At 57.1% G+C, this 20,222-nt stretch carries 16 protein-coding genes; 6 read left to right on the forward strand and 10 right to left on the reverse strand.

What is annotated here, in order from left to right; translation table 11 throughout:
- Positions 1-63 precede the first annotated feature (63 nt).
- From hofC to nadC, 4 genes are all read right to left on the reverse strand, one after another.
- Entirely contained in the window at positions 64-1,263 is a 1,200-nt protein-coding gene (hofC, locus tag ACNT1W_RS05790) for a protein transport protein HofC (protein WP_419246510.1), read from the reverse strand.
- Complete coding sequence (gspE, locus tag ACNT1W_RS05795; protein WP_419246511.1) at positions 1,260-2,705, reverse strand: type II secretion system protein GspE; 1,446 nt, start codon at positions 2,703-2,705, stop codon at positions 1,260-1,262. Before gspE ends, hofC begins: the two co-directional genes overlap by 4 nt.
- Positions 2,702-3,151, reverse strand: a complete 450-nt coding sequence (gene ppdD, locus ACNT1W_RS05800) for a prepilin peptidase-dependent pilin (protein WP_012005226.1) — start codon at positions 3,149-3,151, stop codon at positions 2,702-2,704. The genes gspE and ppdD overlap by 4 nt, the downstream gene beginning before the upstream one ends.
- A gap of 198 nt (positions 3,152-3,349) precedes the next feature.
- Positions 3,350-4,240 (reverse strand): carboxylating nicotinate-nucleotide diphosphorylase, encoded by an 891-nt coding sequence (nadC, locus tag ACNT1W_RS05805; protein WP_261131970.1) that lies wholly within the window; start codon positions 4,238-4,240, stop codon positions 3,350-3,352.
- A 215-nt stretch (positions 4,241-4,455) separates the two neighbouring features.
- On the opposite strand from nadC, the gene ampE reads away from it, so the two are divergent.
- The gene (gene ampE, locus ACNT1W_RS05810) at positions 4,456-5,310 is read left to right on the forward strand and encodes a beta-lactamase regulator AmpE (RefSeq protein ID WP_012005228.1); all 855 of its coding nucleotides are present in this window, start codon (positions 4,456-4,458) and stop codon (positions 5,308-5,310) included.
- 60 nt (positions 5,311-5,370) lie between these two features.
- Here ampE and hemL read toward each other — a convergent pair whose 3' ends face one another.
- On the reverse strand, positions 5,371-6,660 hold the full coding sequence (gene hemL / locus ACNT1W_RS05815) for a glutamate-1-semialdehyde 2,1-aminomutase (RefSeq protein ID WP_017891616.1): 1,290 nt from the start codon (positions 6,658-6,660) through the stop codon (positions 5,371-5,373).
- A 178-nt stretch (positions 6,661-6,838) separates the two neighbouring features.
- Here hemL and clcA point away from each other — a divergent pair, with 178 nt between their 5' ends.
- Complete coding sequence (gene clcA / locus ACNT1W_RS05820) at positions 6,839-8,278, forward strand: H(+)/Cl(-) exchange transporter ClcA (protein ID WP_012005230.1); 1,440 nt, start codon at positions 6,839-6,841, stop codon at positions 8,276-8,278.
- A gap of 89 nt (positions 8,279-8,367) precedes the next feature.
- Positions 8,368-8,712 (forward strand): iron-sulfur cluster insertion protein ErpA, encoded by a 345-nt coding sequence (gene erpA, locus ACNT1W_RS05825; protein WP_012005231.1) that lies wholly within the window; start codon positions 8,368-8,370, stop codon positions 8,710-8,712.
- 58 nt (positions 8,713-8,770) lie between these two features.
- Here erpA and ACNT1W_RS05830 read toward each other — a convergent pair whose 3' ends face one another.
- From ACNT1W_RS05830 to mtnN, 4 genes are all read right to left on the reverse strand, one after another.
- Positions 8,771-9,019 carry a hypothetical protein gene (locus ACNT1W_RS05830; protein WP_135345175.1) on the reverse strand — a complete coding sequence of 83 codons (249 nt, stop codon included), beginning with the start codon at positions 9,017-9,019 and terminating at the stop codon, positions 8,771-8,773.
- A gap of 226 nt (positions 9,020-9,245) precedes the next feature.
- On the reverse strand, positions 9,246-9,860 hold the full coding sequence (locus ACNT1W_RS05835) for a TRIC cation channel family protein (protein ID WP_012005233.1): 615 nt from the start codon (positions 9,858-9,860) through the stop codon (positions 9,246-9,248).
- Entirely contained in the window at positions 9,860-10,621 is a 762-nt protein-coding gene (gene btuF / locus ACNT1W_RS05840) for a vitamin B12 ABC transporter substrate-binding protein BtuF (protein ID WP_390901873.1), read from the reverse strand. Before btuF ends, ACNT1W_RS05835 begins: the two co-directional genes overlap by 1 nt.
- Positions 10,622-10,667: 46 nt before the next feature.
- Complete coding sequence (gene mtnN / locus ACNT1W_RS05845) at positions 10,668-11,369, reverse strand: 5'-methylthioadenosine/S-adenosylhomocysteine nucleosidase (RefSeq protein WP_261422213.1); 702 nt, start codon at positions 11,367-11,369, stop codon at positions 10,668-10,670.
- A 129-nt stretch (positions 11,370-11,498) separates the two neighbouring features.
- Between mtnN and dgt the strand changes: the two genes are divergently transcribed.
- Both dgt and degP read left to right on the forward strand, forming a co-directional pair.
- Positions 11,499-13,016, forward strand: coding sequence for a dGTPase (dgt, locus tag ACNT1W_RS05850; RefSeq protein WP_012005236.1), 1,518 nt, complete (start codon positions 11,499-11,501; stop codon positions 13,014-13,016).
- A gap of 190 nt (positions 13,017-13,206) precedes the next feature.
- The gene (gene degP, locus ACNT1W_RS05855) at positions 13,207-14,637 is read left to right on the forward strand and encodes a serine endoprotease DegP (protein ID WP_012005237.1); all 1,431 of its coding nucleotides are present in this window, start codon (positions 13,207-13,209) and stop codon (positions 14,635-14,637) included.
- Between the two features lie 66 nt (positions 14,638-14,703).
- On the opposite strand, the gene barA is transcribed toward degP, so the two are convergent.
- Positions 14,704-17,424, reverse strand: coding sequence for a two-component sensor histidine kinase BarA (gene barA / locus ACNT1W_RS05860; RefSeq protein WP_112364375.1), 2,721 nt, complete (start codon positions 17,422-17,424; stop codon positions 14,704-14,706).
- A gap of 515 nt (positions 17,425-17,939) precedes the next feature.
- On the opposite strand from barA, the gene relA reads away from it, so the two are divergent.
- Positions 17,940-20,171 carry a GTP diphosphokinase gene (relA, locus tag ACNT1W_RS05865; protein ID WP_012005240.1) on the forward strand — a complete coding sequence of 744 codons (2,232 nt, stop codon included), beginning with the start codon at positions 17,940-17,942 and terminating at the stop codon, positions 20,169-20,171.
- Positions 20,172-20,222 lie beyond the last annotated feature (51 nt).

A 20,222-nucleotide genomic window follows, 5' to 3' on the forward strand; every position in this document is an offset into this window, starting at 1 on the left:
GCTCGCTTCAGCCTGACCAAACCTTGGGCGCAGTTCAGTGCTGCACTCAAGGTTTTCCAGAACTTACCCCAAAACATTCCCCAACTGGAATATCGGCAAATACATGGCGATCACCAGCGTGCCGACGATCCCGCCCACCACCAGCATCAAGATCGGTTCCAGTGTTTGCGCCAGCGTATCGGCCAACTCAAAAGTTTGCTGCTCATGCCACAGCGCCAGCTTGCCCAACAGTGTATCTAACGAGCCGGATTCTTCGCCCACCCGGACTAACTGCTGACAAAGTGGGGGGAAAAGTGCCTGTTCCCCCAACGCACTGTGGAAAGTCTGACCCTGCGCTATCTGGTGCTGCACCTTCTCCATCGCCTGTCGGTAAAACAGGTTGTCCACCGACAGCGCTGCGGCATTCAATCCTTCAACCAACGTGAGCCCGGCCTGCTGAGTCATGGCCAGAATGCGGAATATTTGGCTCAGGCAACCGCCCTTGATCAATTGAGCGATCAGCGGCAGGCGCAGTAATGCCGCCTGTTCGCGCCTGCGCCAGTGTGACTGCGGGTGCAGTCTTCGAAAATAAGCAAATATTGTGCAACCCATCCCCGTCACCAGCCAGGGGCCGCCGTGGATCAACCAGGTAGAAAGGTTCAGCAGCCCCTGGGTAAACCACGGCAGCGGCGCATTGAAGGACTGATAGACGCCGGCAAATTCCGGTAACACCATGACCAACATCAGAATGCTCACCAACAGCGCTACTGCGCAGATAAACAAGGGATAACGCAGCGCCTTAACCACTTTCTTCTGCAATTTTTGCTGTGCTTCCTGCTGTTGGGCCAGTTGCAAACAGCACTGATCCAGGTGGCCGGTCAGTTCCCCAATGGCGATCAACTGGCGGTAGATCAGAGGAAAGATGGCATGTTGCCCGGCGATAACCTCGGAAAAGGGTTGGCCTTGCTGCACCTGTTCGCTGATGTCCCGCAGCAGACAGCGCCAGGCGGCAGACGGGTGTTCTGCCGCCAGCAATTGCAACCCGCTGACCAGCGGCAACCCGGCCTGCAGCAGGGTGGCAAGTTGGCGGGTGAACTGGATCAAGGGTTCGCCGCGCCACTGACTGGGGGCAATACGTTTTCCGCTGTTAATCTGGCAGGGCTGCAGCCCTTGTTCGATCAGCCAGTGGCTGACCAAATTCTTTTCGCTGCACATCAGTTCGCCCTGACGCAGTTGACCCAGAGGGTCAATCGCCTGCCAGAGGAAAAGGCGCAGCGCTTTCACGGTGCCTCCTCACCGGCAATGATGCCGACAATACGGTATACCTCTTCCAGCGATGTGACGCCTTGTGAAACCAGCGTTAACCCGGCTTGCAGCAGCGTTGTTTGCCCTTGCTGTTGTGCAATGTCGGCCAGTTCACCAGGAGCGGCGCTCCGTAACAGCCCGGCCTGCACCTCTGGGGTGATAGTCAGTAATTCATATACCCCGGTGCGGCCGTAGTAGCCGCTAAAGCAGTGTTCGCAGCCATCAGCCTGCCAGGGCAGCAGGGGCGTGGCCCAAATGGCGGCAGGGAAGCGTATGGGCTGGCTTTGCTGATAGCGGCAGTGGCTGCAAAGTTTGCGCACCAGCCGTTGGGCTATCACCAGCTTCAGGCAGGCGGCAGTCAGATAGCCGGGAATCCCCATATGGGTCAGGCGCGTCAGGGTTTCGCTGGTGGAGTTGGTGTGCAATGTGGACAACACCAGATGGCCGGTTTGCGCGGCTTTAACCGCGATCTCTGCCGTTTCCCTGTCGCGGATTTCACCGATCATGATCACGTCCGGATCTTGTCGCAGTAAGGCGCGTAAAACGCGGGAAAAATCCAGGTCGGTTTTGGCATTGATTTGCGTCTGGTTAACGCCAAACAACGGGATCTCGATCGGATCCTCGACGCTGCATAAATTACTTTGCGCATCATTCAACTGACGCAGGCCGCTGTAAAGCGTCACGGTTTTACCACTGCCGGTCGGGCCGGTGACCAGGATCATACCCTGTGGACAGGACAATGCCGCGGCAAACTCCGCCAACGCTGGCGGATCCATTCCCAGCCGATCCAGCGGTAGCTCCTGGCGTTCGGTTTGCAGGACTCGCAGCACCACTTTTTCGCCGTGCAGCGTGGGCAGGGTGGCGATGCGCATTGAGTAACTGGCGTTATCCAATTGCACGCTGAGCTGACCATCCTGTGGCAGGCGACGTTCGGCAATGTCCAACTGCCCCATGATCTTCAGCCGGGCGATGAGGCGAGCGGCGAGCGTGAATGGCGGTGAGGTTATCGCCTGCAGTACCCCGTCGATACGCAGGCGGATACGTAGCGTCTGTTGGTAAGGCTCGAAATGAATATCCGAGGCACGCCGTTGAATGGCGATGCGCAGCGTCTGATTGATAAACTGCACAACGGGAGCGTCACTGTCGTCGTTTAATGAGGGTGAATCAGGTTGTGTCTCCGGCGCTTCTTGCGGAGGGCGATCGCCTTGTATTTGACGTTGGTTCAGTTCCATTTCCAGCCGGGCGGCCGGCCACTGTTCCAGATGAATGCGCTTGCCGGTGGCGAAACGCAGCGCCGACAGCAGCGCCTGTGGCGCCTCTGCCGTCAGGGCCACATTCAGGCAGTACCGATCTTCGCTGAGAGCCAGTGCCTGATAACGGCGGCACAGCGCATGGATTTCGTCACTGATTGCCGTACTCATGGCGTTGGTGCCGTTGCGGTGGCGTCAAAACGGAAAACTTCCTGACAGGTTTCCTGCAGATTGGCGTTGCTGCTAGTGCACTGACGTGTCCAACGGGTCAGGCCGCTGGCGTTTTGGGTTGGGGTTAGTGCGACCGTCAGCCCTTGCAGCGTTTGCGTACCGGTCAGTGAGATCACGCCCTGGGTGACCTTGACTGCGCTGACGTAGCGTGAGGCATCACCGGCAGGGATACCTTGGCTGCCGGCGTTACAGCCGGTTGGCGCGCCAGTGTCGAGCACGCACAACTCAACGGCCAGTTTATACGGCGTCATGGTTTGCAGCATGTCGGTCATCGCTGCTTTTTGGATATAGCGCTGGTAGGCGGGAATGCCTATGGCGCTCAGGATGGCGATAATGGCGATCACCACCATCAGTTCGATTAGGGTAAAGCCGCGCTGTGTTTCCATCTGTTGTTGCCTCCGTGTGAATGTGGAAGCAAAGGTAAGCGTACAGGACGTGGGTTTCGAGCGGGTTATGGTCGTTTTTGGGCGCAGTTCCACAGCAATTTATCCGCATTGCAGAGGAAAGAAAAAAGATGGGGCGAGCTTCGCAATTCTGACGAGAAAATACCTCCCCGATGGACAGGGAGGCAGGGATGACGGACTTTATTTAAAGCGCATCGACAGATCGAGCGCAGTCACGTGTTTGGTCAGGGCGCCAACAGAGATGTAGTCCACGCCGGTTTCGGCGAAGGTGCGCAGGGTTTCACTGGTCACGTTGCCTGAAACTTCCAGTTGGGCACGCCCCTGAGTTTGCGCCACGGCAGCACGCATCATCTCGACGCTGAAATTATCCAGCATGACGATGTCGGCACCGGCATCCAGCGCCTGCTGCAGTTCATCCAGCGATTCGACCTCCACCTCTACAGGCACGTCGGCATGCAGCCAGAAGGCTTTCTCGACCGCCTTTTTAATCGAACCGGAGGCAATGATGTGGTTTTCCTTGATCAGGAAGGCATCGGAAAGCCCCAGGCGATGGTTACTGCCGCCGCCGCACAGTACGGCATATTTCAGCGCGGTGCGCAGCCCTGGCAGAGTTTTTCGGGTGTCCAGCAGGCGGGTTTGCGTGCCCTGCAACAGCGCCACGTAGCGGCTGACTTCGGTCGCTACGCCGGAAAGCGTCTGGACAAAATTCAGTGCGGTGCGCTCACCGGTCAACAATATCCGAGCCGGGCCGGTCAGTTTGCAGAGCGGCTGGTCTGGGACCAGGCTATCGCCGTCCGCCACCTGCCATTCCACTTTCACCTGGTTACCCAGTTGAATGAAGACTTCATTCAGCCAACGCTTACCACAAAAGATGCCGGGCTCGCGGGTAATAATGGTGGCTTCGGCCTGGGTGTCGGCCGGTAATAATTGCGCGGTAATATCGCGTTCGGCATCGACTTCACCACCCAGGTCTTCACGCAGCGCCTGGGCAACGGCATAGGGGATATCGCTTTCAATTCGTTCAAGAAGCTCGGTGCGGCGACTGTCGGCACTGTAGCGGCGTGTCGGCATAGAAAACTCCGAAATGGACGGTAATATCGTAGGGGGAACATGCTACTCTGTTGCCATGATAAGTACCACCGCAGCGCGGTGGTTGCACCGCTAATCTGGTATTAATCCGATCCAGCGGCGATATTTTACCGGGATTTAAATCTGGCATCTCTGGAACAACCCGGCAAGCCCGATGACGCTATGCTTGGAACAATGGAAAGGGAGAGGAGTCGCTAATGACGCTGTTTACGCTGTTACTGGTTTTGGCGTGGGAACGTTTGTTCAAGCTGGGTGAGCATTGGCAGTTGGACCATCGGCTGGAGGTGGTGTTTCATCGGCTGCATCGGTTCTCGCTGGCGCAGACGTTGCTGATGACCCTGGCCTGGATGGTGGTGGTCGGGGGCATTCTGTGGCTGTCCCAAGGGCTGTTTTTCGGCGTAGTGACGCTGTTGCTGTGGATTATCATTGATTTGCTGTGTGTGGGTGCGGGCATCAAGCGTAAACACTATCGCGCCTATCTGAAAGCGGCGCGGCAAGGGGATGCTCATGCCAGCGACCAGATGGCGGAGGAGCTGGCACTGATCCACGGTTTGCCGGTGGATTGCAGCGAAGAGCTGCGCCTGCGTGAACTGCAAAATGCGTTGCTGTGGATTAACTTCCGTTATTATCTGGCACCGCTGTTCTGGTTCGTGGTCTGCGGGCCTTATGGGCCGATTGCGCTGGCGGGCTACTCCTTCCTGCGTGCTTACCAGACCTGGTTGGCGCGCCATAATACCCCGCTGGAGCGTTCGCAGTCGGGCATCGATCATCTGTTGAACTGGCTGGACTGGATCCCGGTGCGTCTGGCCGGTGTGGCTTACGCCCTGTTTGGACATGGTGAGCGAGCACTGCCGGCATGGTTTGCATCGCTGGGCGATCTCCATTCTTCGCAGTATCAGGTGCTGACGCGGCTGGCACAGTTCTCACTGGCGCGTGATCCCCATATGGATCCGGTGCAGACCCCGCGGGCGGCGGTAACCCTGGCACGTAAGGTGACGATGATTATCGTGGTGGTGGTAGCACTGCTGACGATTTACGGTACTTTGCTCTGACGGCGAAATTTGGAAATAAAAACGGGCGCAGAGCGCCCGTTTTTATTGGATAGCCGAAACTTACAGTTTGGCGAAGCAGCGGCGCGCGGCATCTATAGTGCGCTGAATATCTTCTTTGCTGTGCGCAATGGACATAAAGCCGGCCTCGAAGGCAGAAGGCGCCAGATAAACCCCTTCTTCCAGCATCAGATGGAAGAAACGCTTGAAGCGCTCTACATCGCACTGCATCACGTCCTGATAACTGGTGACTGACGGCGCATCGGTAAAGAACAGGCCGAACATGCCGCCAACGTGGTTCACCACCAGCGCGACGTTTTCTTCTTTCGCCGCGTGCAGCAGGCCGGCTGCCAGCATATCGGTCAGTTCGGTCAGCGTCTGGTGGACACCGACCTGCGAAACTTCGGTCAGGCAGGCAAAGCCTGCCGCCATCGCAATCGGGTTACCGGACAGCGTGCCCGCCTGATAGACCGGGCCGGTTGGTGCCAGCGCTGCCATCACTTCACGACGGCCGCCGAATGCGCCAACAGGCATGCCGCCGCCGATGATTTTACCCAGACAGGTGAGGTCAGGCACCACATCGTAATAGGATTGTGCCCCGGCCAGCGCCACGCGGAAGCCGGTCATGACTTCGTCGATAATCAGCAGCGCGCCGTACTTGTCGCACAGCGCACGCAGGCCCGGCAGGAATTCTGGCAGTGGCGGTACGCAGTTCATGTTACCGGCGACCGGTTCGACGATGATGCAGGCGATTTCGGAAGGGTACTGCTCAAATGCGGTGCGTACCGAGTCCAGATCGTTAAAGGTGCAGGTCAGGGTGTGCTTGGCAAAGTCAGCTGGCACGCCCGGGGAGTTTGGCTGGCCCAGGGTCAGCGCGCCGGAACCGGCTTTCACCAGCAGGCAGTCCGCGTGGCCGTGGTAGCAGCCTTCAAACTTGATGATTTTATCGCGGTTGGTATAGCCGCGCGCCAGACGAATGGCGCTCATGGTGGCTTCGGTCCCCGAGTTCACCATGCGTACCATATCCATGGTCGGCACCAGTTCGGTGACCAGCTCCGCCATTTTAACTTCCATCTCGGTAGGGGCGCCAAAGCTCAGGCCGCGCTGCGCCGCTTCGATGACCGCGTTGCGGATCGCCGGGTGGTTGTGCCCCAATACCATTGGGCCCCAGGAACCGACGTAGTCGATATAGGCTTTGCCGTCGACGTCGAACAGGTAAGCCCCGTCCGCCCGTTCGATAAACAGCGGCACACCGCCAACGCCGTTGAATGCACGCACCGGAGAGTTAACCCCGCCTGGGATTACCTGTTTTGCCTGGGCATACAGACTTTCGGACTTGCTGTGTAAGCTCATAAATCGGCTCCTGGATTCTGTTTGAATGATTTGACCGCGCTATTCTAGTGAAGTGTTCGCCGATATGAAACGATCACAGTCAGATACCTATTTAGAGGGGCGGTCAGTCAGCGGGTAGGCTAGAATAATCAGCTAGCCTATTTGTATTACATTTGATTCCATTAATGAATAACCCATTATGACTGAATTACAGCAACAACCGCCGCTAGCGCGTGCTCCGCGCCTGAAACGTAGCGACGCGGTGCGCCAGCTTATACGCCGGGATAAAACGCCGGTGGCGATCCTGTTGATGGCGGCACTGGTGGGAACCCTGGCGGGTTTGCTCGGCGTGGCCTTTGATAAAGCGGTGGATTGGGTGCAGCAACAGCGTTTGTCCGGGCTGGCACAGGTCGCCGATTATTGGATCCTGGTTTGGCCGCTGGCCTTTATTCTTTCCGCCGCGTTGGCGGTGTTGGGGTACTACCTGGTGCACCGTTTTGCCCCGGAGGCGGGCGGTTCGGGTATCCCGGAGATCGAAGGGGCGTTGGAAGAGTTGCGCCCGGTGCGCTGGTGGCGAGTGATCCCGGTGAAGTTTATCGGTGGCATGGGAACGCTGGGGGCAGGCATGGTGCTGGGTCGTGAAGGGCCTACGGTGCAAATGGGCGGCAATGTCGGGCGCATGGTGCTGGATATCTTCCGCCTGCGCGGTGCCGAAGCACGCCATTCGCTATTGGCTACCGGTGCGGCTGCCGGCCTTTCCGCCGCCTTCAACGCACCGCTGGCAGGCATTTTGTTTATTATTGAAGAGATGCGTCCGCAGTTCCGCTATAACCTGATCTCGATTAAAGCGGTATTTATCGGCGTCATTATGTCGAGCGTGGTGTTCCAGCTGTTCAACGGCGAGGGTTCGGTGATCGCAGTGGGCAAGCTCTCTTCGGCACCGATTAATACCCTTTGGCTGTACTTGGTGCTGGGGGCGATCTTTGGTGCGGTGGGCGTGATGTTCAACGCGCTGATTTTCCGCACCCAGGACATGTTCGCTCGCCTGCACGGCGGCAAAATGCGTAAGGTTTTGCTGATAGGCGGATTGCTTGGCGGCATTTGCGGCATTCTGGGGCTGATCCAGCCGGAAGCGGCCGGCGGGGGTTTTGGGCTGATCCCGATCGCCGCGGCAGGTAACTACAGCGTCGGCATGCTGATGTTTATTTTTATTACCCGGGTGATCACCACGCTGTTATGTTTTGGCTCCGGCGCGCCGGGCGGGATTTTTGCGCCGATGCTGGCGCTGGGTACGCTGTTTGGCACCGCCTTTGGCCTGGCCGGTGCTCATCTGTTCCCTGCCTACGGTATCGAGGCCGGTACCTTTGCCATTGCCGGAATGGGCGCCTTGTTTGCCGCCACGGTGCGTGCGCCGCTGACCGGCATTGTGCTGGTGCTGGAAATGTCCGATAACTACCAGCTGATACTGCCAATGATTATTACCTGCCTGGGGGCTACCTTGGTAGCACAGTTCCTCGGCGGTAAGCCGTTGTATTCCTCAATATTGGCCCGTACCTTACAGCGTCAGGAAGCGCTGCAGGCGCGTGAAGCGGCAGATAAAACAGGTAAAGAAGATACAACAAATGCGGTGAATACTTGAACGCAACACTCAGGTATTAGATAATCAATAACATTAATCCGGCCGCCATTGTAGCGACCTGATGCAGAACAATGTTGGGAGTAAAGAGTATGAGTGATGAAACAGCACTGCCCCTGCAATTTACCGAGGCAGCAGCAAGCAAGGTTAAAGTCCTGATTGCTGATGAAGAAAATCCGGATCTGAAGTTGCGGGTTTATATTACCGGTGGCGGCTGCAGCGGATTCCAGTACGGCTTCACTTTTGACGACAAGGTCAACGATGGCGACATGACCATCGAGAAGCAGGGCGTTGCGCTGGTGGTAGACCCGATGAGCCTGCAATATCTGGTCGGCGGTTCGGTCGATTATACCGAAGGGCTAGAAGGCTCCCGCTTCGTGGTGACCAACCCGAACGCCAAAACCACCTGCGGCTGCGGATCCTCGTTCAGCGTCTGATCCTGCCTGCTGCAGTATAAAACCCGCCAACCTCACCGGTTTGCGGGTTTTTTTATCGCTACCATTCCACCGTGACCAGCTCCTGATGAGGATTATGTTCACCCTCGGTCAGCAACCGGCTGCGGGTGACTTTAGGCTGGGGATCGGCCGTACCGCCGCATTTTATCTGAGGCTCTGGGCCGTCAGTACGCACGCTGCACTTTGGGGTAATGGTCAGGCTGACACCGATTTGCCCGCTGGTGGCACCGGCATAAACGAGGGGGCTGCACAGCAGCGCACTGAATAAAAACAGAATATTTTTCATCATTTGGGGAATAGCCATCCGTAAGCAATCACATAGTGGCTTATCGGCAAAAAGTTAATAAGATTTAACAGGGCGGGATAATAATTAACCTGGAGTTAAAAAGTTTATTACATTGTTTTCCCTGCATTTTTCAGGCGTTGATAATAACACTTTGCTTATTAATTAGTCGAAAATTCTGTTTTGAAATGTGACAGCCTGATAAAGCTCCGCCCGAAACCGGGCGGAGCGATTAGCGTTCGAGGATAAAAGCGGGAAGTTTCAGGTGCCAGCGAATGGCCGCCAGGCGGATCGCCAGCGTGATGCCCATGCCGAGCATCATCGCCTGTTGCAGCGGCATACCGAAGGTCGCATAGGCCGTAGCATGCACAATGCCGCCGATAATACAGGCGGTGGCGTAAATTTCGGTTCGCAGGATCATCGGAATTTCCCGCGCCAGCACATCGCGGATAATACCGCCGCCGACCCCGGTGATCACCCCCATGCAGATTGCCACCAGCGGACTGGCGTCGGCCGCAAAGGCTTTATTGACTCCGATGCCGACAAACACCGCCAGCCCAACGGCGTCCAGCACCGGCAGGATCCACTTGGGCAGACGGCGTGGCTGGCGTACCAACAGCAGCGTCAGCACGCAGGTGATCATGGCGACCACAAGGTCGGTCGGATCTTTCACCCAGAATACCGGCCCGTTGGCTAACGCCATATCGCGGATGGTGCCGCCACCGACCGCCGTGACTACGCCGAGCACCAGTACGCCGAACGGATCCATCCGCAACTTGCCTGCCAACAACACGCCGGAAATGGCGAAAACCGCGGTGCCGAGAATATCCAGCCAGAACACCAGCATTAATGAATCTCCGCCAGTTGGCTGCACAGTTGCTGGGCCGCCAGCATGATGCGTGGGCCGGCGCGGTTGAACCAGTCGCCATTCACCGCAAGCACCGGTACCTGCAGTTGCGGCGCCCAGAAGGCTTTCACGCTGGCGATTTCTTTTTGGTCGCCGGTAATGACGATGGCCTGCGGTTGGCGGGCCAGTACCTGCTCGCGGCTGATTTGCGGCCACGGCATGCGGCTGTCGGCAAAGATGTTCTCTGCGCCGCACAACGACAACACCTGACTTTGCAACGTCGCGCCAGAGCTGGTGAACAGCGGCTGGGTGCCGAATTGCAGCAACACCCGTCGCGGCTGACTGTGCGGATATTTTGCTTTCAGCGCGGCAATTTGCTGACGGATCGCGTTCGCGGCCTGATGCGCTTGTTCTGGGTGTGGGCTGTATTGGGCCAGGTCATCCAGCCGCTGGGCGATGTCATCGATGGTGGTGGCATCGGCATAAAAGATCGGGATGCCAAAAGAGGCGATCTGATCCAGCACCCGTTGTGGATTGCCGCCGCGCCAGGCCAGGATCAGATCCGGCTTTAGCGCCAGCACCCGCTCCAGGTTGATGCCTTGCCAGGAAGCGACTTGTTCCAGCTTGCTGGCCGCCGGGGGATAATCGGAATAAGCGCTCACTGCCAGCAGGGTATCGCCCATGCCGGCAGCATAGGCAAGCTCGGTGGTGTTGGGTGCCAGGCTGATCACCCGTTGGGCGGCGCCGGCAGGCAGCGCCATCCATAATGCCAGCAGCCACAGCAGGGCTGAAAAGCGTCGCGTCACATCAACCGCGCTTAGCCAGAGTCTGCAGCATGGCGTTGACCATCAGCGTAGATTGCTTGGCCGCCACGACAAGAAACTCGTCAAAGCTCATGTGCGATTCGCTGTCGGCCACGTCAGAGATAGCGCGCACTACCACAAACGGCGTGCCGAACAGGTGGCAGACGTGCCCGACTGCCGCGGCTTCCATTTCTACTGCCGCTACGTTCGGGAAGGTAGCGCGGATGCGTGCCAGTGGCTCTGCACCGTTAATGAAAGCATCACCGCTGCAAATCAGGCCGCGTACAGCGTTCAGGTTCAATTGCTTAATGCAGCTTTCGGCCAGCGCAATCAGCGCGTCGTCTGCCACAAACGCCGCCGGGCAGCCGGCCATTTGGCCTGGCTCGTAACCAAAGGCGGTCACGTCGGCATCGTGGTAGCGCACTTCTTCGGATACCACAATATCGCCGACCTTCAGCGTGCTGGCCAGGCCACCGGCGGAACCGGTATTGATCACCAGGTCCGGCTTGCAGTGTTCCAGCAGCAGGGTGGTGCCCATGGCGGCAGAAACCTTACCGATGCCGGATTTGAGCAGCGCCACGTCAACACCGCCGATCTGGCCGGTATAGATTTCACAGCCCGCGCGTTGAATGGTCTGACGGTTTTCGATTTGATCGCGCAGCAGGGTGACTTCCTGCTCCATTGCGCCGATGATGCCTACTTTCATAAATAACGCTCACTGATTGGGTGTGGGAATTTCGCCATAGTCTATCATGGCTCTCATAGAGAGATAATCCGTTGCATATGCCGTCGGGAATTGTTATCACGGAGGCAGGGTGCAACGGCGGAGAAACAGATGTCCGGGATCGACTTTAAGCAGAAAATCAGCTTCCAGCGGCCATTCAGCAAGCCAATCGAAGCCGAGGAAGAATACGATATTGTCCGGCAGTTCGAGAGCGATCGCGGGCGCATAGTCAATTCCGCCGCTATTCGCCGTCTGCAGCAAAAAACCCAGGTGTTTCCTCTCGAGCGTAACGCCGCGGTCCGCAGTCGCCTGACGCACTCGATGGAAGTGCAACAGGTCGGAAGGCATATCGCCAAAGAGATCCTCAATCGTTTTAAACAGGACGGGCGAGTCGACGCTCTCGGCCTGACCAAACTGCTGGATCCTTTTGAAAGCATTGTCGAAATGGCCTGCCTGATGCACGACATCGGTAACCCGCCTTTTGGTCATTTTGGCGAGTCGGCGATCAACAACTGGTTTTCCCAGCGTCTCGATCCCGCCAGCTGCGGCAGCGAACCGGCCAGCAACGATCGCTGCCAGGTCAGCGCATTGCGTCTGCACGAAGGCGAGAGCGATCTTAACCGCCTGCGCAGCCGCATCCGTCACGACCTCAGCCATTTTGAAGGTAATGCCCAGGCGATCCGGCTGGTGCATACCCTACTGAAGCTTAACCTGACCTACGCGCAGGTGGGCTGTATCCTGAAATATACCCGCCCGGCCTATTGGGCGAGTGACATTCCCGCCAGCCATAATTACCTGATGAAAAAACCGGGCTTTTATCTGGCGGAAGAGGCCTTTGTCGATCGCCTGCGGCGCGAGCTGAATATGGGCGAGTTCGACCGTTTCCCATTGACCTATATTATGGAAGCCGCTGACGATATTTCCTACTGCGTGGCCGATCTGGAAGATGCGGTGGAAAAAAACATTTTTACCGTCGAGCAGCTTTACCAGCATTTAACCCAGGAGTGGGGCGAAGTCACGCCGGGTGATTTGTTTGATAAAACCGTGGCCAGCGCTTTTCGCAAGATCGCGCACGGTGGCGCGCGGCGCAGTAGCGAAGATCAGTTCTTCATGTATTTACGGGTCTTTACCGTGGCGCGATTGGTCCCGCATGCGGCGCAGCGTTTTATTGATAACCTGGAGGCGGTCTATCAGGGGAACTTTAATCAGGCGCTGCTGGAGGACTCCAGCCCGGCTTACCAATTACTGAAAATATTCAAGAATGTCGCGTTCAAACACGTGTTCAATCACCCCGAAGTGGAACAGCTGGAGCTGCAGGGCTACCGGGTCATCAGCGGCCTGCTGGATATCTACAGCCCACTGTTGGCGATGCCGCTGGCGGACTTTACCCTGCTGGTGCAGGAAGACAGCCACCGAGCTTACCCGATCGAAACGCGTCTGTTTCATAAGCTTTCAACCAAGCATCGGCTGGCCTATATCGAAGCGATTGAAGGCCTGCAACATCTGTCACCCGAGCAGTTGGCGATCCGCGAGTATTATTTCCGTGCGCGGTTACTGCAGGATTATATCAGCGGCATGACCGATCTTTATGCCTATGACGAATACCGGCGATTAATGGCTGCGGAATAATTCATTCAGCTAATAAATATTATTATAAGCACTTTGCCTGGCGCTACGGTCCTATTTGGAGTTTTGTAAAGACGGACAATATTTGTTTACTATTACCAATAACCTGCGCCGGAACTTAGCGGTATTAATAGGTTCTGATTATGCACTAAGACCGTAATACTTTCTGAACGACTTTATAAGAGACACACAGATGAAAAAAACCGCATTAGTTCTGAGCGCATTGGCATTCAGTATTGGTATGGCGATGGGGCCGATGACGGCCAGCGCCGCAGAAACCGCTTCTTCCAGCACTCAACAATTGCCAAGCCTGGCACCGATGCTGGAAAAAGTGATGCCTTCCGTGGTGAGCATTAATGTTGAAGGCAGTACCACGGTCAATACGGCGAAGATGCCGCCGCAGTTCCAACAGTTCTTCGGTGAAGATTCACCGTTCTGCCAGGACGGTTCGCCGTTCCAGGCTTCGCCGATGTGTCAGGGTGGCGAGCCGGGTGCACCGGGTCAGGGGACCCAGCAGAAATTCCAGGCGCTGGGCGCCGGGGTGGTGATTGATGCCGCTAAAGGCTACGTGGTGACCAACAATCACGTGGTGGATAACGCCAATAAAATTCAGGTCCAATTGAACGACGGCCGTAAATTTGACGCCAAGGTGATCGGTAAGGATCCACGCTCCGATATCGCGCTGATCCAACTGAAAGACTTTAAAAATCTGACGGCGATCAAAATGGCGGACTCCGAACAACTGCGAGTTGGTGATTACACCGTCGCGATCGGCAACCCGTATGGGCTGGGTGAAACCGCCACCTCTGGTATTGTTTCTGCACTGGGCCGCAGCGGCTTGAATATCGAAAACTACGAGAACTTCATCCAGACCGATGCGGCGATTAACCGCGGTAACTCCGGTGGTGCGTTGGTTAACCTGAACGGTGAACTGATCGGCATTAACACCGCCATTTTGGCACCGGACGGCGGCAACATCGGTATCGGCTTCGCCATCCCGAGCAACATGGTGAAAAACCTGACGGCGCAGATGGTCGAATATGGCCAGGTGAAACGCGGCGAATTGGGCATTATGGGTACCGAACTGAACTCTGAGCTGGCGAAAGCGATGAAAGTGGACGCGCAGCGCGGGGCCTTTGTCAGCCAGGTGATGCCGAAATCCTCTGCCGCCAAGGCGGGTATCAAGGCCGGTGATGTGATTGTTACCATGAACGGTAAAGCCATCTCCAGCTTCGCGTCGTTCCGTGCGGAAATCGGTACTTTGCCGGTCGGCAGCAAAATGTCGCTGGGCATTATCCGCGACGGCAAACCGGTGACCGTGGACGTCACGCTGGAGCAAAGCGCCCAGACTCAGGTTGAATCCGGCAATATCTACACCGGTATTGAAGGCGCCGAACTGAGCAATGGTCAGGCTGGCGCTCAGAAAGGCGTGAAGGTCGATAACGTCAAGGCCGGCAGCGCTGCCGCACGTATCGGTCTGAAAAAAGGCGACTTTATCCTTGGGGTTAACCAGCAGCCGATCCAGAACCTGGGCGAACTGCGTAAAATCCTCGACAGCAAACCGTCGGTACTGGCGCTGAATATCCTGCGCGGTGATACCACGCTGTATCTGCTGATGCAGTAAGGTTAACCAGCCAATCCTTGTGAACAAGGCACTCCACGACGGAGTGCCTTTTTGTTGCCTGTCGTATCAGGCCAGATGAGCGCGAGCCGCCTGGCTGACCAGCTCAATCTCATCCAACAGTTCCAGCCATTCCGGCTCCAGCTCGTCGTTGCTGACGCCCTGACGTAACTGCTGTTCAAGGTAGAAACACAGCTGTTTCAGGCGCGGTACGCCGCTGTAGCTGCAACTGCCGTGCAGCTTGTGGATCAAATCGAGAATGCCGTCATCCGGCGTGCCGTCCAGTATCGCTTGCACCCGTCCGCTGACCTGCGGCAGGAAATCGAGCAGCATCTGCAGCAGGTCATGCGCCAGATCGGGCTTGTTCGCCGCCTGACGCAACGCCAACGGCCAGTCGAGCGACAGCAGTGGTTGATTGACCGCAGTTTCCGGCTCCGGCTCGCCGCTGTAGTAACGCGCCAGTACGCGCGTCAGCATCGCTTCGTCAATCGGCTTGGCCAGATAGTCATCCATCCCGGCCTGCAGCAAATGCTCACGTTCGCCGCTGACGGCATGGGCGGTGACGGCGACGATTGGCGTCGAATTGTGGTGCGGCAGTTGGCGGATCAACTCGCTGGTACGAATGCCGTCAATATTGGGCATCTGAATATCCATCAGGATCAAGTCCAGCACGTTGTCGCGCGCCAGCTGCAGCGCTTCTTCGCCGCTTTCGCACAGCAGGGTCTTTTCCACCTGCTCGGCCAGCAGAGTGCCAATCAGCTTCAGATTGGCCGGATTATCATCGACCGCCATCACCGTCAGCGGTAGGCGCTTATGTTCCGGTAGGGCGGCGAGGCGTGGCGGTGTTTCCATGCGCAGCAGCGGGAACAGACGGTTGCTGGTGATCGGCTTGATCAGGCAACCGGCCGCACCCTGTTGTTTAAGCTGTTCGGCGTTGATTTGCGATTGGCAGGGCAGGGCCAGAATCACCCGGTCGGCGATTTTCAGCGCCGCCAGCAACTTGCTTTCGTGCTGCGCCATATTCTCGCGGAACGGGATCGGTACCCCGACCAGCAGGAAGTCGTAATTTTTCTTCGGCAACTGGGCCAGCGTTGGCGAATGGGTGATCACCAAATGGGTGACGCTCAGCATATTCAGCGTCGCCTGCGCCGCCATCGGGTTGGCTTCGATATAGCCCAGGGTCTTGCCTTGCAGATCCGGCAGGTTCGACGGCAGCGACAGCATGCCCTCGTGCAAGTCGAGGGTGATATGGAACCAGAAGGTCGAACCACGGTTCAGCTGGCTGTGGAAACAGATATCGCCGCCCATCTCTTTCACCAGCTTCTGGGTGATCACCAGCCCCAGGCCGGTACCGCCGTGGCGGCGCGAAATACTGGCATCCGCCTGACGGAACGCCTGGAACAGCTGTGACTGCTGCCGTTCTGAGATGCCAATGCCGGTGTCATGGATTTGTACTTCCAGCTCCATCTGGCGCTCTTGCTGGCCGCGCAGCTCGACGCGGATATCAATGTTGCCGGTTTCGGTAAATTTGATCGCGTTGCCCAGCAGGTTGGTAATGATCTGTTGCAGCCGCAAGGAGTCGCCAATCACCTGTTCCGGCACGTCGTTGTGCACGTCCAGCGTCAGCTCCAGCCCTTTCTCATGGGCGCTGGGCGCCAGCAGCACTATCACTTCGTCCAGCGTCTCGCGCAGCGCGAACGGGATATGCTCCAGCACCAGCTTGCCGGCCTCCAGCTTGGAGAAGTCCAGCACGTCGTTGATGATGGTCAGCAGGTTGTTGGCCGAGCGCTCGATGGTTTGCAGATAGTCGGTCTGGGTGACGCTCATTTCGGTTTTCAGCATCTGGCGGGTAAAACCGATCACGCCGTTGAGCGGGGTACGCAGCTCGTGCGACATGTTCGCCAGGAATTCGGATTTGATGCGCGCCGCTTCCTGGGCACGTTTTTTTGCCAGGTCCAGTTCGACGTTCTGGATCTCCATTTGCTCCAGCGTCTCGCGCAAATCGGAGGTCGCCTGATCAATATTCTGCTGCATCTCTTCGTGGTAGGCGGTGAGCGACATCGCCATCGAGTTAATGCCGTTCTTCAGCATGTGCAGTTCGCCGAGCATAAAGCCTTCGACGCGGCTGTCGAGCTGGCCGCGGCGGATGCGGTCAACGGTATTGACCATATTGCGGATCGGGCCGGTAACGTCACGCATCAGGCGGTAAGCGAACAAAATGGCGATACACATGCACAGCAGCAGCAGCAGGGTAGAGACAAACACCTCTTTATATTGCTGTAACCGGACCGACTGCAGATCCAGCTCGATCGCCACATAGCCCAGGCGGTTGTCCTGCTGAGGATCGCTGCTGGCGGCCTGGTCCGGATACTGGCTCTCCGCCAGGATCGGGGTGCGCAGGATCAGTGAGTCGCCACGCCGTGTCAGCATCAGATCGGTGGGGATGGGTACCCCTTTCGGCAACTGCAGTTGGGTAAAGTTGTGATGATAATTGGAGGTGACAAACAGATTATTCTGCGCGTCGAACACCGTAATCGAGCGCACGATATCTGAATGACGGCGGTGCAACAGGCTGACCAACTGCCTGACCGACTCGCGGCTGCGGAACGTCATGCCGTACTCGCTGGCCACCGCCAGCGGTTCGATAATACTGGCACCGGCGTCAACCAGCTGTTCCTGCAATTCATTGTAGCGATGCACTACGAAGAAGGTGCTGAGCAACAGACCAATCAACAGCGTTGGGGCCAGAATCAGGATCATCATGCGCGCCCGCAGGCTGTATTTGGTCATGGGTTTCCAAAGTGGGAAAATTGCCGGACAGACTCTACTTTAAATGAACCGGCGCTCGATCGACAAACTATGGTGCATTTCTTTATTCGGCACCCTGCGGTGAGCGCCTCGAAAAACTGCGCGGTGAAACGCTGTATTATCAGGTCGACGGACTACGCTTAGACTGCCGTCCGTGTGACTTTATTCATATAAATAGCTTATTAAATCAGTCAATGGTGGGGCAGGCCCTTGAATGGTTCGCTATTCAACCCAATGATCGGGTATTGGATCTGTTCTGCGGTCAGGGCCATTCTGCCCAGCCGTTGGCGCGACGCGCCGCTGGCATAGAGGTGTTGCCACACCGCGAGCGAATGGGCAATATAATGCACATAAGAATAGGCTGAGTTACGCCGGCTTCTTATCGTCTTGCGCGTGTGTGGATATTGGAGCGGTTTTCGCATACGGGGCATCTTGAGTCAATGGCGCTGTTGATTAACGGTTTTGCGCCAGAGGTCGCTGCAAAGTAGGGAGAGGTTATGGTTGCGGTAAGAAGTGCACATCTGAACACGGCTGGCGAATTTGCTCTCGACGAGTGGATTGCCAGCTTGGGGCTACCTAACCCGCAGTCATGTGAGCGATTAGCCGCAACCTGGCGCTACTGTGAGCAACAGACTCAGAACCATCCCAACGCGTCGCTGTTACTGTGGCGCGGGCTGGAAATGGTGGAAATCCTCTCCACCCTGAGCATGGACAACGACAGCATGCGCGCCGCGCTGCTGTTCCCGTTGGTGGATGCCGGTATCGTGGATGAAGAAACCCTGACCGAAGCCTTCGGCAAGGGCATCACCTACCTGGTACATGGCGTACGCGATATGGACGCCATCCGCCAACTGAAAGCCACCCAAAACGATTCGATGGCCTCCGAACAGGTCGACAACGTGCGCCGCATGCTGTTGGCGATGGTGGAGGATTTCCGCTGCGTGGTGATCAAGCTGGCGGAGCGTATCGCCCACCTGCGTGAAGTGAAAGACGCGCCGGAAGACGAACGCGTCCTGGCGGCCAAAGAGTGTTCGAATATTTATGCGCCACTGGCCAACCGTCTCGGTATCGGCCAACTGAAATGGGAGCTGGAAGATTTCTGCTTCCGTTACCTACACCCGGACGAATACAAACGCATCGCCAAACTGTTGCATGAACGCCGCATCGATCGCGAACAGTTTATTGATGATTTCGTCGCCTCGCTGCGTAACGCGATGGTCGATGAAGGCGTCAAGGCGGACATCTACGGCCGTCCAAAACATATCTACAGCATCTGGCGCAAGATGCAGAAGAAGGCGCTGGCGTTTGACGAGCTGTTTGACGTGCGCGCGGTGCGTGTGGTGGTCGAGCGCTTGCAGGACTGCTATGCGGCGCTGGGGATTGTGCATACCCACTTCCGCCATCTGCCGGATGAGTTCGATGACTATGTCGCCAACCCGAAACCCAACGGTTACCAGTCGATCCACACCGTAGTACTGGGGCCACGCGGTAAAACGCTGGAGATCCAGATCCGTACCCGCCAGATGCATGAAGACGCCGAACTGGGCGTGGCCGCGCACTGGAAATACAAAGAGGGCGCGGTTGCGACGGTACGTTCCGGCTATGAAGAACGCATCGCCTGGCTGCGCAAACTGATCGCCTGGCAGGAAGAGATGGCGGATTCCGGCGAAATGCTCGACGAGGTTCGCAGCCAGGTGTTCGACGATCGGGTTTACGTGTTTACCCCGAAAGGCGACGTGGTGGATCTGCCGGCCGGCTCCACGCCGCTCGACTTTGCCTATCATATTCACAGCGACGTTGGCCACCGCTGCATCGGTGCCAAAATTGGCGGCCGTATCGTGCCCTTTACCTATCAGTTGCGGATGGGCGATCAGATTGAAATCATCACCCAGAAGCAGCCGAACCCGAGCCGCGACTGGCTGAACCCGAATCTGGGCTATGTCACCACCAGCCGTGGGCGCTCCAAAATCCACAACTGGTTCCGCAAGCAGGATCGCGACAAGAACATTCTGGCCGGTCGCCAAATGCTGGACAGCGAGCTGGAGCACCTCGGCATCAGCCTGAAAGAGGCCGAGAAACTGCTGATCCCGCGTTACAACATGAATTCGCTGGATGAAATACTGGCGGCGATTGGCGGCGGGGATATTCGCCTGAATCAAATGGTGAACTTCCTGCAGGGCAAGTTCAACAAACCGAGCGCCGAGGAGCAGGATCGCGAAGCGTTGCGCCAGCTGGTGCAGCACAAAGCGCCGGCAGCCACCCGCAGCAAGGACAACGGCCGGGTGGTGGTGGAAGGGGTAGGTAACCTGATGCACCACATTGCCCGCTGCTGCCAGCCGATCCCGGGTGACGATATTATCGGCTTTATCACCCAGGGCCGCGGTATTTCGATCCACCGGGCAGACTGTGACCAACTGGTGGATCTGCAGTCACACGCGCCGGAACGCATCGTTGACGCGGTGTGGGGCGAGAGCTATTCCAGCGGATACTCGCTGGTGGTCCGCGTGATGGCCAACGATCGCAGCGGTCTGCTGCGCGACATCACCACCATTTTGGCCAACGAAAAGGTCAACGTGCTGGGCGTGGCCAGCCGCAGCGACACCAAAAAGCAGTTGGCGACCATCGATATGGACATTGAAATCTACAACCAGCAGGTGCTGGGCCGGGTATTGGCCAAGCTCAATCAACTGCCGGACGTGATTGATGCCAAACGACTGCACGGCAGTTAACCTTACATTTTTTATCGCGGGGCCCATATATTGGGCCTCGCTCGTTTCAGA

The organism is Serratia sp. NFX21 (assembly GCF_048517035.1).
In the GTDB taxonomy this organism is placed as follows: domain Bacteria; phylum Pseudomonadota; class Gammaproteobacteria; order Enterobacterales; family Enterobacteriaceae; genus Serratia; species Serratia quinivorans.

Coding starts and splice junctions, on each gene's coding strand:
- btuF (WP_390901873.1), bottom strand. CDS start 10,621: ATGGCGCTGCCTGCCGGCGCCGCCCAACGGGTGATCAGCCTGGCACCC.
- clcA (WP_012005230.1), top strand. CDS start 6,839: ATGACTGAATTACAGCAACAACCGCCGCTAGCGCGTGCTCCGCGCCTG.
- hemL (WP_017891616.1), bottom strand. CDS start 6,660: ATGAGCTTACACAGCAAGTCCGAAAGTCTGTATGCCCAGGCAAAACAG.
- gspE (WP_419246511.1), bottom strand. CDS start 2,705: ATGAGTACGGCAATCAGTGACGAAATCCATGCGCTGTGCCGCCGTTAT.
- ppdD (WP_012005226.1), bottom strand. CDS start 3,151: ATGGAAACACAGCGCGGCTTTACCCTAATCGAACTGATGGTGGTGATC.
- nadC (WP_261131970.1), bottom strand. CDS start 4,240: ATGCCGACACGCCGCTACAGTGCCGACAGTCGCCGCACCGAGCTTCTT.
- ACNT1W_RS05830 (WP_135345175.1), bottom strand. CDS start 9,019: ATGATGAAAAATATTCTGTTTTTATTCAGTGCGCTGCTGTGCAGCCCC.
- degP (WP_012005237.1), top strand. CDS start 13,207: ATGAAAAAAACCGCATTAGTTCTGAGCGCATTGGCATTCAGTATTGGT.
- dgt (WP_012005236.1), top strand. CDS start 11,499: ATGTCCGGGATCGACTTTAAGCAGAAAATCAGCTTCCAGCGGCCATTC.
- barA (WP_112364375.1), bottom strand. CDS start 17,424: ATGACCAAATACAGCCTGCGGGCGCGCATGATGATCCTGATTCTGGCC.
- ACNT1W_RS05835 (WP_012005233.1), bottom strand. CDS start 9,860: ATGCTGGTGTTCTGGCTGGATATTCTCGGCACCGCGGTTTTCGCCATT.
- ampE (WP_012005228.1), top strand. CDS start 4,456: ATGACGCTGTTTACGCTGTTACTGGTTTTGGCGTGGGAACGTTTGTTC.
- mtnN (WP_261422213.1), bottom strand. CDS start 11,369: ATGAAAGTAGGCATCATCGGCGCAATGGAGCAGGAAGTCACCCTGCTG.
- erpA (WP_012005231.1), top strand. CDS start 8,368: ATGAGTGATGAAACAGCACTGCCCCTGCAATTTACCGAGGCAGCAGCA.
- relA (WP_012005240.1), top strand. CDS start 17,940: ATGGTTGCGGTAAGAAGTGCACATCTGAACACGGCTGGCGAATTTGCT.